This window comes from Paenibacillus sp. DP01, assembly GCF_044784315.1.
Classification (GTDB): domain Bacteria; phylum Bacillota; class Bacilli; order Paenibacillales; family Paenibacillaceae; genus Paenibacillus; species Paenibacillus polymyxa.
Window position 1 is genome coordinate 3,647,434 of sequence record NZ_CP173059.1, and the last position, 17,036, is coordinate 3,664,469.

A 17,036-nucleotide genomic window follows, 5' to 3' on the forward strand; every position below is an offset into this window, starting at 1 on the left:
TTACGAGTGTAATTGCTTGAACAACTGATCGGCCTGCTCAACATTTAATTCACCTTGCAGCACCTTCTGGATCAATGCTTGCATGGGCTGCGTAGAAGTTGACTCTACAGGTACTTGGTTTGAGGCTCCCGCCGATTTGCTTAATTCCTTTGCTAAATATTTGGAAAATTCTTTGATGTTAGGATAGTCATATACTCTGGTTGCTGAAATAGCCGTTCCAAACCGTTTATTCACGTCCTGTACCCACTCTACGCCTATAATAGAATCCAGTCCCATATCGATAAATTTATCGTCTCGGCCAATATCCTTTTCATCCATACTCAAGGATTTCGCAAGACTTTTAATTAGTTCCTTCTCCAATGCATCCACCCGTACAGCCGTAGGTCCGTTAGCAGGTCGCTTGGCCTCGTCCCTGACAGCGGGCTGCGGTGTAGAATTGATAGGTTTAGGCTGCGGGGGAGCAGGCTTCAATTCTGCAGGCTTAGCTGCCTTTTTGGGTGCGACGGCTACCTTCTCGATATCAGAGACTGAGCGCAGCAAAATACCCTGCGGCTTTTCAGGTACCCTTGCCAATGTCTGTACCTGCACATTAGCGTTGGCAGTAGGAGGGCTGAAAACAACGGGCTCTTGCTTTTGTGCTGGAATATCAACTACAGGGAGCTCCGTCTTGACTTCCTTGGACTGGCTTCCAAACGTAGAGATCCAATAGCTTTCCTTGGCAAATGGATAGGTTGGCAGACTCATCCGATGAGGTCTAACCTTTCCGTAAAGCCTGTTCCAATCGAATAGTAGTCCCTGAACCCACAGCTCTGCCAGCTTTGTATACTTGCTCTTGCTTATCCAGATATCCACCAATTGTTCCATGTCCTCGTCTGCTTCAAGAACCGTCAGAATATCTTTATTTTTCTTTGCCTGACCCGAATAGAGTCCGTCGATTTCCTCATTCCCCGCTAGGAAGCTCTCCAGCTTTCCTTCAAGCTCCGTCGTAGACTTAGCTATGACTGCTAACCGTTCCTCCATAGCTTCCCGTCCCACCTGAAGGGTAAATGCTATATCCCCCAAACTGGCATCCGCGTATTCCGGTGCTCTGAGTGCAGAAAGCAATCTTTGCACCTGCTCGTACAATCGCTCCTGATTTTTGGCTGACAGCACGACTATGGCCGAGTTTTGCAATATCATAGGAGCTTGTCTAGTCTCCTGTACCTCAGGGATGTATTCCTCAATAAGCACATGTGCGTTGGAGCCTCCAGCACCGAAAGAAGAAATACCTGCAATTCTTGGGTACTCAACGGTCTTCCCATTTATCGTGGCGACCGGTCTTTTCCAATCTTCTAGCTCCTGCTGAACTATAAAAGGGCTATTGCTAAAGTCGATGTTCGGGTTGAGTGTGCTTGAATGCAGCGAAGGTGCGATCTGTCCGTATTTGAGCTGCAGGAGCACCTTAGTCACTCCTGCAATCCCTGCTGCACTCTCGCAATGCCCTATATTGGATTTTGCCGAACCAATGGCGCAGAACTGGGTGTCTTCCGTGTATTCCTGGAAAACCTTTTGCAATCCAGCGATTTCAATGGGATCACCTAAAGATGTCCCGGTGCCGTGTGCTTCAATGTAACTGATTGTTCTGGGGTTTATACCAGCTTTCTTAAAGACCCTTCCAATTACACTAGCCTGCGCCTTAGGATTTGGAACTGAAAAGCCATTGGTCTTCCCGCCGTGATTCACAGCGGTTCCCTTGATGACCCCGTATATGTGATCGCCGTCTGCTATTGCTTTGGTCAGCGGTTTGAGCAACACGGCCCCTACGCCTTCACCCGGCACATACCCATCTCCGCCTTCTCCGAAGCTTTCGCATCGTCCCTTGCTTGATACGAATCTTCCCTGCCCAAGCATCAGGTATTTGTTCGGATGAATGGAGACATTGACACCGCCAGCAACGGCAAGCTCACACTCGTCTTGCTGTAAGCTCTGGCAGGCAAGATGTATGGTCGTCAATGAGGATGAGCACATCGTATCCACAGCCATGCTTGGTCCGTGGAAATTACAGAAATAAGAAACACGGTTTGCAATGGAGGCCGGATTCCCCGGAACGGCAATCATTTTGCCTCTAGCCTGCTCCTGCGCCCCGTAAAGCTGATATTCTTCGTACATAACGCCGACAAAAACGCCTACATTCCTTTCCAGTCCAAGCCCTTCCCGTGTATAACCTGCATCCTCGATCGTTTCATAGACGCATTTCAGAAACAAGCGCTCCTGTGGATCGATGATTTCTGCTTCCCTAGGAGAAATGTTGAAAAACTTCGGATCAAATTGATCCACGCCTTTGATAAAGCCTCCCCACTTGCTGTAAGCTTTTCCAGACTTGTTCCCTTCCTCGTCAAAGTATATGCTGTGATCCCAGCGCTCTTTAGGAATTTCTGTAATACAATCCTTCCCATCACGCAAATTACTCCAGAATTCTCTAACATTCTCGGCCTCAGGATACATGCCTGACAAGCCGATAATGGCAATATCCCCCGTACCACCTGCTGCTTCCGGCTGCGGTTGGAGTTTTTTCTGATCCAGCAATTTTGCCTGAGCCGGCATTTCACGAGCTTGTCTTCGGCTGCTGGAAAGCGGCCTTTCCGGGTTCTCTTTCACAGTGGAAGACGTAAACGCTTGGACGGCGTTGACCTCTTCCTCCATTCCAAGCAGTTGAATCAGCTGCTTCTGGTGAACTTCAAGAAAATATTGGGTCAGCTCCCGGATACTCTGGTATTCAAAAAACAACGTTTTGGGTAATGTACCGAATGTTTTCTCCAATTCACGTGTCAGTTGTCTGATCATAATAGAGTCAATTCCATACTTCTCCATAGGGGCATCGGCTTCAATCTGCCTTGCTGGCAGTCTGATGGATGTTGCGAGCAATTGCTTTAAATAATTTGCAGCTTTTTCGACAAGCAGGTCTTGAGCGATTCCAGGCTCCTTTCTGCTCTCCATGATCATAGAGGAGGCATCTTCAACCTGATTCAGGGATGGCTGCTGCAGGAGCGTTTCTCTGAGCTGGCTGGCATGCCCTTCCAATACCATGACTTGATCTTTTCCAGAAGCCAGACTCTGGTACAAAGCCCGCATTCCTGTGTCGGTCCCCATAGCGAACATCCCCATTTCCTCCATGATTTGTTCCGTTTCACTATCAATACGCATTCCGCCTTCCTTCCAGAGCGGCCAGTTGATTGAAAGCGTCTGCCCATAACGTTGTTTCTGTTCTACAAGTGTATTGCGATATCTGGCATAGGCATCCATAAAGGCATTGGCAGCAGCATAGTCAGCCTGTCCTATATTCCCAAGACTGCCTGCAACAGATGAAAATAGAATGAAAAAGTCCAGCGGAATATCCTTGCAGGCCTGGTCCAGATTCGTTAATCCTGTAACCTTTGGCGCCAATACTTTCTGCAATTCCTCTTCTGTTTTTTTAATCATAAAATTATCGCTGGTTACTCCTGCACCGTGAATAATCCCGTCCAGTTTCCCAAACTCTTCCCGAATATCCCGAACCAAATCCTCAACCGCTCTGTTATCGTCGACATCGGCCTGCCGAAATACGACTCTTGCTCCTAGAGCCTCTATTTCCTCAATCCTTGCTTTGATGTGACCACGGAGCATAGATCGTCCGACGAGAATTAACGCGACATCTTTAGCCTGTCGTGCCATTTCTTCAGCCAGAATCAAACCAAGGCTGCCGGTTCCGCCAGTAATCAAATAAACCCCTTTGTCCTTCCAAGGAATACGGTTCACTTCCTGCGAGGATTTGATTTCCGTCCATGCGGCAGCATATCGTCTGCCCCACTGGTAGCGGATATGTGAACTCATGAAGTTGCGGCTATTTTCTTGCAGGATATTTATAATACCTGCTGCATCTTCCTCCATATCCACTTCGATCAGTTGGCCCACTAGTGTGGGATTCTCAAGCTGTGCTGTTTGTAAGAGTCCGTAAAGTCCAGAGAATACCTGTCTTTCATCCTGTACCGGAATGATAAGCTGAATCAATGTTTTGTGTTTGGATTGGGTTTTAAGCACCTGTTGAATTTGCTCAAACACCTGAGCTGCATAAGTTCTAAACCGTGCATCCATGCTTTTCTCTTCGGATTGCAGGATGAGACAGTGCCCCCCGTTTATTTGTGATTCAATCATTTCCCCGGAAATATGTGCTGGTTCACATAAAATGACCAAATGCTGCCGATATTCAGGTGCTGTTCCTCCCGGGACAAGGGCTTGTTCCTCCCATACAGGCTCAAGCATCAAAGTCTCAGATAGCGTCAATTCATCTGAGCCCCCTGTTCCTCCTTCTGCAATTCGCGATGTCAAGCCCTTCATGCTTACACAAACATTCCCCTGCATATCGCACAAATCAATATCCAGCTTTTGCACTGGACCATCCTGTCTGCTGCCTTCACGATTACGAACCCAAGCCCACATCTCTGATGTGCAGCCACTAAACACCTCAAGCTCTTCCACAGCAAACGGTAAAGCCGGCTTTGACTTTATAGAAGCTTTACCGTCAGACATGGCAGCGCCGTATGTGTCCATCATCAGGCCTATGGACGCCTGCAAAGCGGAATCCATCAAGCTAGGATGCATCACAAACTGTCCCATGGTCTGGTAAACAGAGGTAGGCAAGGACAATTTGGCAAGTACCTGATCCACGCCAGTGTAGATCTTTTCAATTCCTTGATGCCCTGGCCCATAGGAAACCTGCATGGCTGCAAACGCCTCATAACACTGCTGGGATGAATAGGTACCCAGATTGCACTGCTCCAGCAGAGCTTCAATATCTATGGCAGGAATCTCAGCCAACGGAGCAATTGCTACGCTGCCTTCGCTATGCACAACTAACTCTGTATCCACTGATTCAGACTTGCTGTAGATTTCATAGGCAATTTCTCCGCCGTCTTGCGGGTAAAGCCCGATATTTATAGCAATCGGCCGCTCCCCAGCTACCACAGGTCGGAGCCATAATACATCTTTTAAACGAACACAAATCCCATTTACTTCCGAAGGTGTAGCGACTTCCTCTACTGCTGCTCGCGCCATTTCAAGATAGGCCACTCCAGGCAAAAGCTTCTGTCCCTTGATCACATGGTCAGCGAGGAAAAATTCTCTTCCCGTAAATGTGGAGCTGAACTGAAGTCCATAAATATCGGACGTATTGCGCTGAAGCAAAGGATGAATGATGGCTGACTTCTCCTGCTTTGGCCCAATATCGTTTGCTCCACTCAGGTTATTGGTATCGGTTACGCAATATCGTTCTTTGGCAAAAGGATAGGTAGGCAGGCTGATACGGTTTGGCTTATGCTTTTCGTACAGCACGTCCCAGTCAAAAAATGCGCCTTTTACCCAAAGATGTGCGATTTGGGCGTAGTCGCTTTCACTAGCCAGCGACTCAATCGTCTCGGCCGCGCCCGCTCTTGTTTCCTGTTCTCTATAGCGTTTTGCCTGCCCTACATATAAGCTAGGGATGCCTTCTCGCCCTTCAACAAATCCCTTTAGCTTCTCCTCTAACTCAGAGAGAGACACCGCAGTGAAGGCCAAACGTTCTTCCATCGCTTCGCGCCCCATCTGCAGGGTATATGCTATATCTCCCAGACTGCCGTCTGTGAACTGGCGCTCCCGGATTGCAGCCAGCAATTGCCGTGCCTGATCTTGCAGCTGTCCTTCAGTCTTGGCTGACAGTACAACAATAGCCGGCTTTTGGGCACTGAAGGTAACTGGCTCTTTCTCCTGATTTTTCGGAACATATTCCTCGATGATCAAATGAGCATTGACGCCGCCGAATCCAAAAGAGCTGACACCTGCTCTCCGAGGAATATTGTGCCCAGAAGCATCTTGCTGCTGCTTCCATTCACTCGTCTCCTGGACGATATAGAAAGGACTGTCTTCAAGTTTGATATAGGGATTAATGGCATCGCAATGAAGGCTTTTAACAAGCTTTTTATGCTTCAACTGAAGCAGAACTTTGATGACACCAGCGATTCCGGCAGCCAGCTCCAGATGTCCAACATTGGTCTTCACCGAACCTAGGCCACAATGGGGCTCTTTGATCCCGGGTCCCTTTGTACTCTCATATAGCTCTTTAAAGGCTGCTTTCAGTCCGTTGATTTCAATAGGATCACCCAACTCGGTGCCTGTCCCATGGGCCTCAATGTAAGAGACTGTTCTTGGGTCGATACCAGCCTTTGTATATGCATTTACCAGTAAATCCGCCTGTGCCCTCGGATTAGGTGCTGTCAGGGAATTAGCCCGGCCACCATGATTGACAGCTGTGCCTCGGATTACGCCGTAAATATGGTCTCCAGCCTTTTCTGCGTCCTTCAGCTTTTTCAGGAAAACCATGCCTGCCCCTTCACCACGCACATAACCGTTGGCTTGATCAGAGAAGGTTTTGCACCGGCCATCCTCACACAGCATCCCTGCTTTATTGAAGCTGATATGAAGCTCAGGTGTGATAATTGCATTGACACCACCTGCAATTGCCATTTCACAGCTTCCATCCTCTATAGCCTTTACTGCCCGGTGAATGGCCACCAGCGAACTGGAGCAGGCAGTTTCGACAGGCTCGCTCGGACCATGAATATTAAGGAAATAGCTCATACGATTGGGTCCTACCGACGGCGCCATTCCGCTAGAGGAATACGCCTCCACACCCACATCTCCCTGATAGATCATTCCGCTGTAGCCGCTGTTCGCAGTTCCTGCAAAGATACCTGTACGACTTCCCGACAGTCCCGCTGCCTGAATGCCTGCATCTTCAATCGCCTTCCAAATATAGGTCATTAACAGACGCTGCTGCGGGTCCATGAGTGCAGCTTCCCTCGGTGAAATTCCAAAAAATAAAGGGTCAAACTCATAGATCCCGTCAATAAACCCGCCCCACTTGATGTTTGTTTTATTGGTCTCTTCCGCAGGGTCACCGTAATACGCCTTCCAATCCCAGCGATCTTCAGGTATTTCAGTGATACAATCCCTGCCTTCCTCAAGATTTTTCCAAAACTCATCTACATCCCGGGCCATGGGAAAGACACCGCTTATGCCTACAATTGCAATAGGTTCAGAACCAGCCTGGGTCTGTTGCGGCATAGCTAGCACATTCTCGTTTGCAAATCGGGAACGCTGGCGTCTACTGCGGATGCTGTCTTCCCTATCATCCTCTTCATTCTGCACGGCAGGCTCAGTCCGGGTCTGGACGACAAACTGCTCACCAAGCAAGGTGGCATATTCGTCCACTAAATACCTGCAGAAGTCATGAAGTGTAGTGTATTCAAAGAATACGGCAGGAGTCAGCTCAAGCTGATACAAGTGATTGATGTTGTTGGCAAATTGCGTGAGCAAGATCGAATCGAAGCCATACTCACTCAGTTCTACATAGGCATCAATATCTTCAAGCTTGACTTTCAGCAATTTCGATACCGCCTGCATCATGGCGATCTGCACCTTGTCCAGCAGGTCCGGCGCGGCATTCCTGTCAGTCGTGGAAATGGCTGAAATACTTGCTGAAGCACCCGCCGCCTTTTCAAGCTGTCTGGTTTCGGGAATCTCTAAGCCTATTGTTCTTTTCATTTTCTCGAGATTGCCTTCCAGCACCATAACCTGATTAGCATCCGTAAGCATGGCACGGTACAAAGCCTGAATACCAGAAGAAGTTGAAATACTGCCCATGCCTGTGTGCTGCTTTACCAGCTTCTCCGTCTCCTCATCAATATGCATCCCGCCTTCTTTCCATAGTGGCCAATTGATGGATAGCGTTTGCCCCTGGCGTTGCTGTGATCCTGTCAATGTGCTCCGGTATCTGGAATAAGCATCCATAAACGCATTAGCTGTAGAATAGTCTGCCTGTCCCTGATTGCCCAGCCCTCCGGCAACCGACGAAAACATAATGAAGAAGTCAAGAGGCAAGTGCTTGCTCGCCTGATCCAGATTCACTACCCCTAAAACTTTGGGAGCGAGAACCTCCAGCATTTCCCCGCTATTTTTTTGAAGTATGCGGTTGTCACGAATGACTCCTGCACTATGAATGATGCCATTCAGGCTTCCGAATTCTGCCCCTATTTCCCGAATTAAATCAGCCACCGCCTGCTCCCGGGTCACATCGGCCTGCTTATATGCTATTCGTGCTCCTAATGACTCCAATTTCTTTATCTCTGCCCGCTTGCCCTCATCCAGCGCGGAACGGCCCGTTAAAATCAACGCGACATTTTGTACTTTATTTACAATCTCTTTGGCAAAAATAAGTCCCAAGCCACCGGCACCGCCGGTAATGAGATATACTCCGTTCTCCTTCCACGGAATGTCCGCCGTTTCCGGAGAAAATGGAATCTCGTTCCAGCTGAAAATCCACCGTTTACCTTTCCCATACCGAATCTGGATGTCTCCAGGACTCCAGCTGTTTTCTTTTAAAATATCTATGAATGTATTCGGGGCCTTATCCTGTTCAAGTTCTATCAACTGCCCCACCAGTTTTGGATGTTCTATTCTGGAGGTTTTTAAAAGACCTGAGAGCCCTGATACAAGCTGCTGCTCCTCCTGGTCGTTAGTAACAATCTGGATTAACACCTTGCCATGGTTTTTTTCTCTAAAAATTCTTTGTATTAGCTCAAGTATCTGAACGGCGTAATACTGAAACTGTTCCCCGATTCCGTTTTGATCAGGTTGCAATATTATGCACTTTGCGCCGCTTATTTGAGCTTCTACTTGTTCACGAGAAATCTGGGACGACTGGCAAAGGATCACGACATGGCGATCATATACAGGTAAATCGCCCTCTATGCTAACTCCCTGCTCTTTCCACACGGGTTCAAGCATCAAGGTACCAGAATTGGACTGCGCGTCTGTGGGAATAGAGTCTATATCCAGAATTCTTGATGAATAACCCTTTATCCTCACGCAGATCTCTCCGGTTTCGTCGCTCAGGTCAATATCTAGTTTCTGTGCCTTATCTCCTGCTGTACCATCTGCACTGTATCGAATCAGCGCCCACATGGTGGAGCTGCAATGTTTTATAATTTCAACTTCCTGAATGGCATACGGCAGAGCAGGCTTAATCTCGCGAGAGCCCAGCGTCAAGCCTATGGATGCCTGGAAAGCTGAATCAATCATGCTTGGATGCAGGACAAATTGACCGTGATTGTCAGAGACTGAGGAGGGCAAGGATAGCTTCGCCAGCACTTGACCCTCTCCGGCATATACCATCTCAATCCCCTGATGCCCAGGACCATAATCAATCCCCAGCTCTCTGAAAAGGTTATACAATGCTGCCGGATGGAAGCTTCTGCTGCATGTATCCTGCAAATCTTTAATATTCAATGCAGGAGCCTCCACCGCTGATCTCCGAACCGCATTGCCGTAGCTATATACCATAAGCTCTGTATCATCGGCTCCGTTATTTCCATAAATCTCATATGAAATTTCTTGATATTCATTCTGGAAAAGCCCGATATGCAGCTGTATTGGGCCATCCTCTATCGCAATAGGCCGTGCCCAAACCACGTTTTTAAGGCACATTCCGACCAGGTCACCCTCATCCGTGCCTAGTGACTGCTCCACTGCCGCCCGGGCCATTTCAAGGGATGCGGCCCCAGACAGCACCTTGCGCCCATTCACCACATGATCCTTCAGGAAAAACTCCTGGCCTGTAAAGCTAGAACTGAATCGCTGCTCCGAAAAATCGGAGGTGTTTTGGTGCAGCAAAGGATGAAGCGTTGCAGCCATGACAGAAGTTGTACCTTTGCCAGCCTTACTGTCTAGCTCGGGCGCCCAGCACCGTTCTTTTGCAAAAGGATAGGTGGGCAGACTCATCCGGCGAGGCTTGATGTTCCCATACAGCTTGTTCCAGTCCATCGTTAGCCCCTGTACCCACAGCTCTGCAATTTTTCCTAATTTTCTCTTCTTGATCCAGGTTTCAAGCAAGGATTTGGCATCTTCATCTGCCTCAAAGAGCACGATCCCGTCCTTGCCTTTTTTCACCTGAGCCGTCAGGACTCCAGCTGGCCGTTGGTGATGAACCAAGCCATCCAGCGCTTGTAGTAGATTCTCTTTTGAATCTGCCACAAAAGCCAGACGGTGGTTCATCGGCTCACGGCTTACTTGCAGCGTATACCCCATATCTGTCAAGTTAAGGTTGGGCTGAGTGGCAATAAAGTTTCTCATGTTTTCGGCATAAGTTACTAGTTGCTGCTCATTTTTGGCAGACAATACGAAAAGAACGGGACTATGTGACTCGTCGTCTGCTGGTGAAATTGCAGCCTCTGGACGATATTCTTCAATAATAAGATGGGCATTTGTACCGCTAAAACCAAAAGAGCTCACAGCAGCCCGCCTTTTGTTACCTTGAGAAGGTTGCCAGTCCTTCAATTGTGTATTTACATAAAATGGAGAATTATCGAAATCAAAATGTTCATTCGGGTTCTTGAAATTCAGTGTCGGTACCAGTTTCTTATGCTTCATGCATAACAGCACCTTTTGCATGCTTGCTACGCCTGCTGCTGCCGAAGTATGCCCGATATTACTCTTTACCGAGCCTATGGCACAGAACTTCTTCTGATCTGTTTTTTCTTTGAAAGCTGTGCATAAAGCCTCCAATTCAATAGGATCGCCCAGCTTGGTGCCTGTCCCATGCATTTCAACATAGCTAATACTTTCGGGTTCAATCTGATACTTATTGTATATCTCCTGCTCAAGCTCTATTTGGCTGTTCGTGCTTGGAGCGGTAATTCCGTTGGTTTTTCCATCCTGATTGATCCCAGTTCCGATAATAACCCCATAGATGTGATCCCGGTCAGCTTCCGCATCCTTTAGCCGCTTCAGAACCAGCACCCCTGCTCCTTCGCCTGGAACAAAGCCGTTGGCACTATTGTCAAATGTCTTACACTGACCATCTGGTGACAACATTCCGGATGCAGACATACCTATATAGGATTCAGGAGTCAGGTATAAGGACACACCGCCGACCAGCGCCATTTCAATCTCTTTATTTGATAAAGCCTGGCAAGCAAGGTGAGTTGCCACCAGCGATGAGGAGCATGCCGTATCTACGGATATGGCGGGTCCTTTCAAATTAAGGAAATAGGAAATACGAGCCGCTGCAATAGCGTTGCTGTTCCCGGTAGTATTGCTGAACTGTGCTTCATTTTTGTAGCGCATCATACTGTACTCATTATTTAAAATGCCAAGATAAACACCGCATTTTTTATTTCCCAACTGTGAGCCGCTATAACCTGCATCCTCAAAGGCTTTATAGGCTTCCTGCAAAAAAATGCGCTGCTGCGGGTCCATCCCTTCCGCCTCGGTAGGAGATATATTAAAAAATAACGGATCAAAATATTCTATATCCTTCAAGGCACCCAGCCACTTGCAATTTACTTTCCCCTCTTGTGCCGGACGCGGATCATACAACGGGTCTACGTCCCAGCGGTTCTTCGGGATTTCAACAATGGAGTTTTGACCTTGAGCGAGATTTTTCCAATATTGCTGTACATCTTCGGCACCAGGATATCTTCCCGAAATTCCAACAATTGCAATTGCATCTTGATTTTCCGAAGTTGCTGGCACTGATTCCTCTTCTGCTTTTACCCGACGCAATGGCACCGTTTCCTCCTTAGGGAGCTGCGCTGGAGAGCATTGGATCGTCTCTGGTCGCGGTAAATGGACTTCTGCTATAGGTTTGACCGTGTCCGAGACTGTGTTCAAGGGCTGCTGAACGAAGCTTTTCTTGCCCCCGTGCTTATTGATTTCTTGTGCCAAAAACTCGGTAAATTGCAGAATAGTCGGATAGTCGTAGACCTTGGTAGCTGCAATGGATGTGCCGTAGCGCTTATTCAAATTTCGAATCCATTCTACGCCTATAATCGAATCCAAACCGATATCTATAAAGTTTCTATCTGCCTCAATCTCGCTTTGCTCCATGTACAAGGCTTCAGCTAGGCTTGCCGTCAGTTCTTTCCGTAATTGCTCTGTAGAGACACCAGACGGAATCGTGCCGAATTGCGGCTGCTTTTCAGGCGATATCGGCATTAAATTAATCTGAAGTGAGGCCTCTGTCTGCTTATCCGTTTCCAATGATACGAGCGGCGGTAAATGCTTTGCAGGCGCCTGATCCAGAATAGACGCAGCAGAAGACGGCATGATTAATTGGGCTACAGGATTGCCCAATTCCTTTTCTAAAAATTTGCTAAACTCCCGTATGGTTGGATAATCGTAGACTTTTGTCGCTGTTATGGATGTGTCGTAATGTTTATTAATGTTTCGAATCCACTCTACGCCTATAATGGAATCCAATCCAAGATCAACAAAGTTTTTATCCTCATCGATCTCGTCCCGATCTATATATAAAGCTTGCGCCAGACTTGTTGTCAGCTCCTCCTGCAATATTTCTGACGATATGGATAGGGCAGGACTAGTAGGCACCTGCTCTTCCGTCTCGTTGTCATTATCTGACGTGTGCATTACCCCTTCCGGGGAAGTTAAAATAATCGGTGCTGTCTGCTGATTGGCAGACTTGCTAAGCTGCGGCTGACTGTCTGACAAATTCCGTAAAGAAATCCCGCTTGGTTTTTCAGAACTACTCGAAAAACTGGATGGCATTAAAGTTTCAGGAAGAGCAGACTGCATTACTTGAGACTGAACAAGAACTGCTTTTTCCTGAGATTCCATTGGAATTTTTTCTACAGATGGGATCGTAATATCTGTGACCCAATACCGCTCCTTTGCAAAAGGATAGGCTGGCAGGCTCATTCGCTGCGGCTTGGCATCTCCGTAAAGCATGCTCCAGTCCATCGCCAGTCCCTTCACCCACAGATCCACTATCTTCGCGTATTTCCGTTTCCCGATCCAGGCAGCGATTGTTTTCCCCATGTCTTCATCTTCTACCAGTGCGGACAGTGCCTCTTTGTTTCGCTTGACCTGTCCTCGATACAGCTCGGAGATCCCCGTCTGGTCTTTCATGAATCCTTCCAGCTTTTCCACCAGCGCTGGCATCGATTCGGCAATGACTGCCAGGCGTTCTTCCATCGCTTCGCGCCCAACCTGAAGCGTGTAGGCTGCATCCGCCAGATTGCTTTCTGTGACCTCTCCTTTCTCGATCACGGACAGCAATCTCTCGACCTGCTGCTTCAGCCGTTCCTCATTTTTGGCTGACAATACGATAATCACAGGATTGTGAGCTGTCACACAGATTGGCGCCTGCTCTTCCGGAACGTACTCTTCGATGATGACATGAGCATTGGCGCCTCCTGCTCCAAACGATGAAATCCCCGCCATTCTCGGGTATTCCCGTGTCTCTCCATCGAGCTCAATCACTGGCCGCTTCCATTCCTCCAGCTCCTGCTGGACGACAAACGGCGTCTGCTCAAAAGGAATGTTCGGATTCAGTTCCTGGGCATGCAGACTGGGAACCAGCGTCCGGTTTTTCATCTGCAGGACAATTTTCCCAATCCCTGCGATGCCCGCCGCCGCCTCCAAATGTCCGATGTTGGACTTCACAGAGCCCACAGCACAAAATCCCTTATCTGCTGTATCCTTTCTGAAGGCCTGGGTCAGACCGGTTACTTCAATCGGATCTCCCAGTTCTGTGCCAGTTCCGTGAGCTTCGATATAGCTAATGGTCCGGGCATGTACCCCGGCTCGTTCCAAAGCCGACCGGATTAGCTCCCCTTGAGCAGTCGGGTTAGGCACGGTATACCCGTTGGTCTTGCCTCCATGGTTGATGCTCGTTCCCCGGATGACCGCATGGATCGGGTCCCCATCTGCTATCGCCTTCGACAACGGCTTCAATAGCACGACCCCCACACCTTCTCCTGGGACAAAGCCGTTGCCTCCCTTTCCGAAGCTCTTGCACTGTCCGTCTACGGACAGCATCTGATTCGCACAAAGTCCGACATAACTCAGCGGATGCAGATACAGGTTCACTCCTCCTGCCATGGCCAACTCGCATTCTCCACGGTACAGATGCTCACACGCTTCATGAATCGCGGTCAATGAGGATGAACACATCGTATCCACTGGCATGCTCGGCCCCTGCAAATTAAACAGGTACGAAATCCGGTTGGCTACTGAGCTAAAGGAAGTGTGAGGGAATATTTGCGCTCCCTTCCTCCACAGATCAAGACCATATAAATCAAATCCTGTTTTGGTAATTCCCGCAAACACACCTACACGGCTGTTATGTCGTACCGCAAGCTGTTCTCTGGTGTAGCCCGCGTCCTCCATCGCTTCCCAGCAGGCTTCAATAAACAGCCGTTCCTGAGGGTCCATGCTAAGTGCTTCCCGCGGTGCAATATTGAAAAACAATGGGTCGAATTCAGCAAATCCCTCGATAAAGCCACCCCACTTGCTATAGCTTTTGCCATGTGAAGCCGCTTCCTCTTTATCAGGATGGAAGAATCCTTCTAGTTTCCAGCGTTCCTGCGGGATTTCGCTGACACAATCCTTCCCTGCCTTGAGATTTTCCCAATATTCATTCATATCCCTCGAACCTGGATACTTTCCTGCCATACCAATGATGGCGATCGGCTCTCGTGTTTCCTCTGCGACAGACTCCGCACAGCTTCGAACAGGCTTCACATAGCTACGGCTGGACTTCGTTGCCACCGTCTCCGCAATCGTTTGCTCCGCAACTGGCGTGCTTTCTTCTTCAGCGTACCGGGCTGTCGCAGCCGTTTCCTCTACCTGTTCCTTGTCCAGACTCATTCCAACCCACTGCATGCACTCCGGTGCGTATTCCGACACCAAATATTCCGCCAAGGCACGCAAGGTCTGATACTCATAAAACAGCGTCTTGGATAGCTCGCCAAAGGATTCTGCCAGCTTGGCATTGAGCTGGGTAATCATAATCGAATCAATCCCATAACGCTCTAGCGGTTCTTGGGCTTCAATGCTACCGACGCTCAGACGGGTCACCTCTCCCAATAGCGCCTTGAGATGATACAAGGTTTTATCGTACAGTAAACCCGCATCCAGCTTCGGCGCAGATGCCTGTATCGCACGGATACCGGGCTGCGAGACGGCTTTCGCCAGATAGGCCTCGATTTTCTCAGGCTCTCCTTCCAAGACCATCACCTGATCCTTGCTTGAGGTCAGGCATTGGTACAACGCCTGAATGCCCGACTCGGTCTGTAGAGGCGTAATGCCCATGTTCTGTCTCATGAGTTTTTCTGTGTCCGCGTCAATCCTCATCCCGCCTTCTTTCCACAGCGGCCAGCGGATGGATAGCGTCCGGCCCCGCCGTTGCTGGGCTTCCACCAGGGTATTCCGGTATGCTGCGTACGCATCCATAAAGGCGTTGGCGGTGGCATAATCGGCCTGTCCCGGATTGCCCATACTGCCCGAGATGGAGGAAAAGAGCACGAAGAAGTCCAAATCCTGACCGCTGCTCGCCTCATCTAGATGAACCAGCCCTTTAACCTTCGGACCCAGCACCTCGATAAATTCTTCCCTGCTTTTCTTGAGAATGAAGTTATCGTGAATGACCCCAGCGCAGTGAATAATCCCGTGAACACACCCGGATTCTTCCTGAATGCTTTCCAACAAGCTGGTAACCGTGTTCCTGTCGGTGATATCCCCCTGCTTGTACACTACTCTGGCTCCTGAGGACTCCAGCTCCTTCAGCCGGGTTTGTCTGTTGCCGTCCAGTGGCGAGCGGCCTGTCAGGATTAAGGTTGCTGCTTGGGTGCGCCGAACCAGTTCTTCGGCAACAAGCAGCCCCAGGCCGCCAGAGCCGCCGGTAATGAGATACACGCCACCGTCTCTCCATGGCAGCTTCTCTTCTGACCGAGACGACTCGAACCTGCTCCAGCAAGCGGTTTTGCGTTGACCACCCTCATAGCGAATCCATCCATCCACCGGACTGCGGCTGTTTTCCTCCAGCTTCGCCAGTAGGCTTTCCGCAGATTCTCCCTGTTCCACTTCGATCAATTGGCCGATGAGTTTTGGATTTTCCAGTCGGGCGGTCTTCAGCAGACCCGCAAGCCCTGAAAAGAGCCGCCCTTCTCCAGCCGCCGTCACGACAAGCTGAACCAGCACCCTTCCGGCAGGCTTGTCTTTGAGCAGGCCTTGGATGCTCTCAAAGGCCTGAACTGCATAGACCTGAAACCGCTCATCCACACGGCTCTTCCCGGATGAGAAAGCCAAGATCTGCGCTGCTCCGTTCACTCGCGCTTCGAGCCGTTCAGGTAAAGCCTTGTCCGGCTCACACAGCAAGATGATACGGCGGTCGTAGGTAGGTGCTTCCACCTCTGGCGATACGTCCTGCTCCTTCCAAACTGGCTCTAGCAACAGGGTATGACTAGCTGTAGCCACAGGTTTTGCCTCTGCTCTGGAAATCGTTGATTTGGTTTCACTTTCTATACTTATGCTTTTAGCCACTTGGGTTTCATTCCCAGGCGCCCAATACCGCTCTTTTGCAAAAGGATAAGTCGGTAATGGGATTCTGCAATACGGTTCATTTGAAAACAAACGCTCAAAGTCTAACGGATATCCCTGAACATATAAATCCGCAATCGTAGTTAAAAGCTCCAAATACTCGCGGGCTTCACCTGCATTTTGACAGTTTTGAATACAATCATTTCCATATCTCTTCAATGACGTTTGAATGCGTTGGTCTTTTTCGTGTAGTTCAGAATAATAAACTTGAGAAGAATTGCCTTTTTCCAGCCACCTTTTAAGGGACATGACAAGCTCACCTTGATTGCGGGCAACACATGCAAGCCGATGATTGCAGTGCTTTCTCCCAAGCAATAATGTATAACTCATGTTACCGCAGTCTGCCTCAGGCTCCTGTTCGCAATAGGCAATCAGTTGCTCCACCTGACGGCGTAATTGTTGTGAAGTCCGGGCGGACAGCGGAATGAAATAAGCCGGCTTTTCGCAATGTCTTCGTTTCGTATGTGGAGCCTCTTCGATGACCAGGTGGGCATTAGTACCACTGGCACCAAAGGAGCTGACCGCAGCACAGCGTCTGGCTTCAGGCTCAATCAGCCAATTCTGCAGCTGCGTATTGACATAAAAAGGAC

The 17,036-nt window shown here is 49.0% G+C and carries 1 protein-coding gene (running past one end of the window); it reads right to left on the reverse strand.

Features of this window, described 5'->3' with window-relative positions; genetic code table 11:
- A protein-coding gene (locus ACH59B_RS16005; protein WP_404302082.1) for an SDR family NAD(P)-dependent oxidoreductase crosses the window boundary here: on the reverse strand, nucleotides 1–17,036 show its 3' portion. 2,725 nt of this gene lie beyond the right edge of the window; 17,036 of the gene's 19,761 nt are visible here — the last part of the coding sequence; its start codon lies off the right edge, out of view — the gene reads right to left on this strand; it ends in the stop codon at nucleotides 1–3.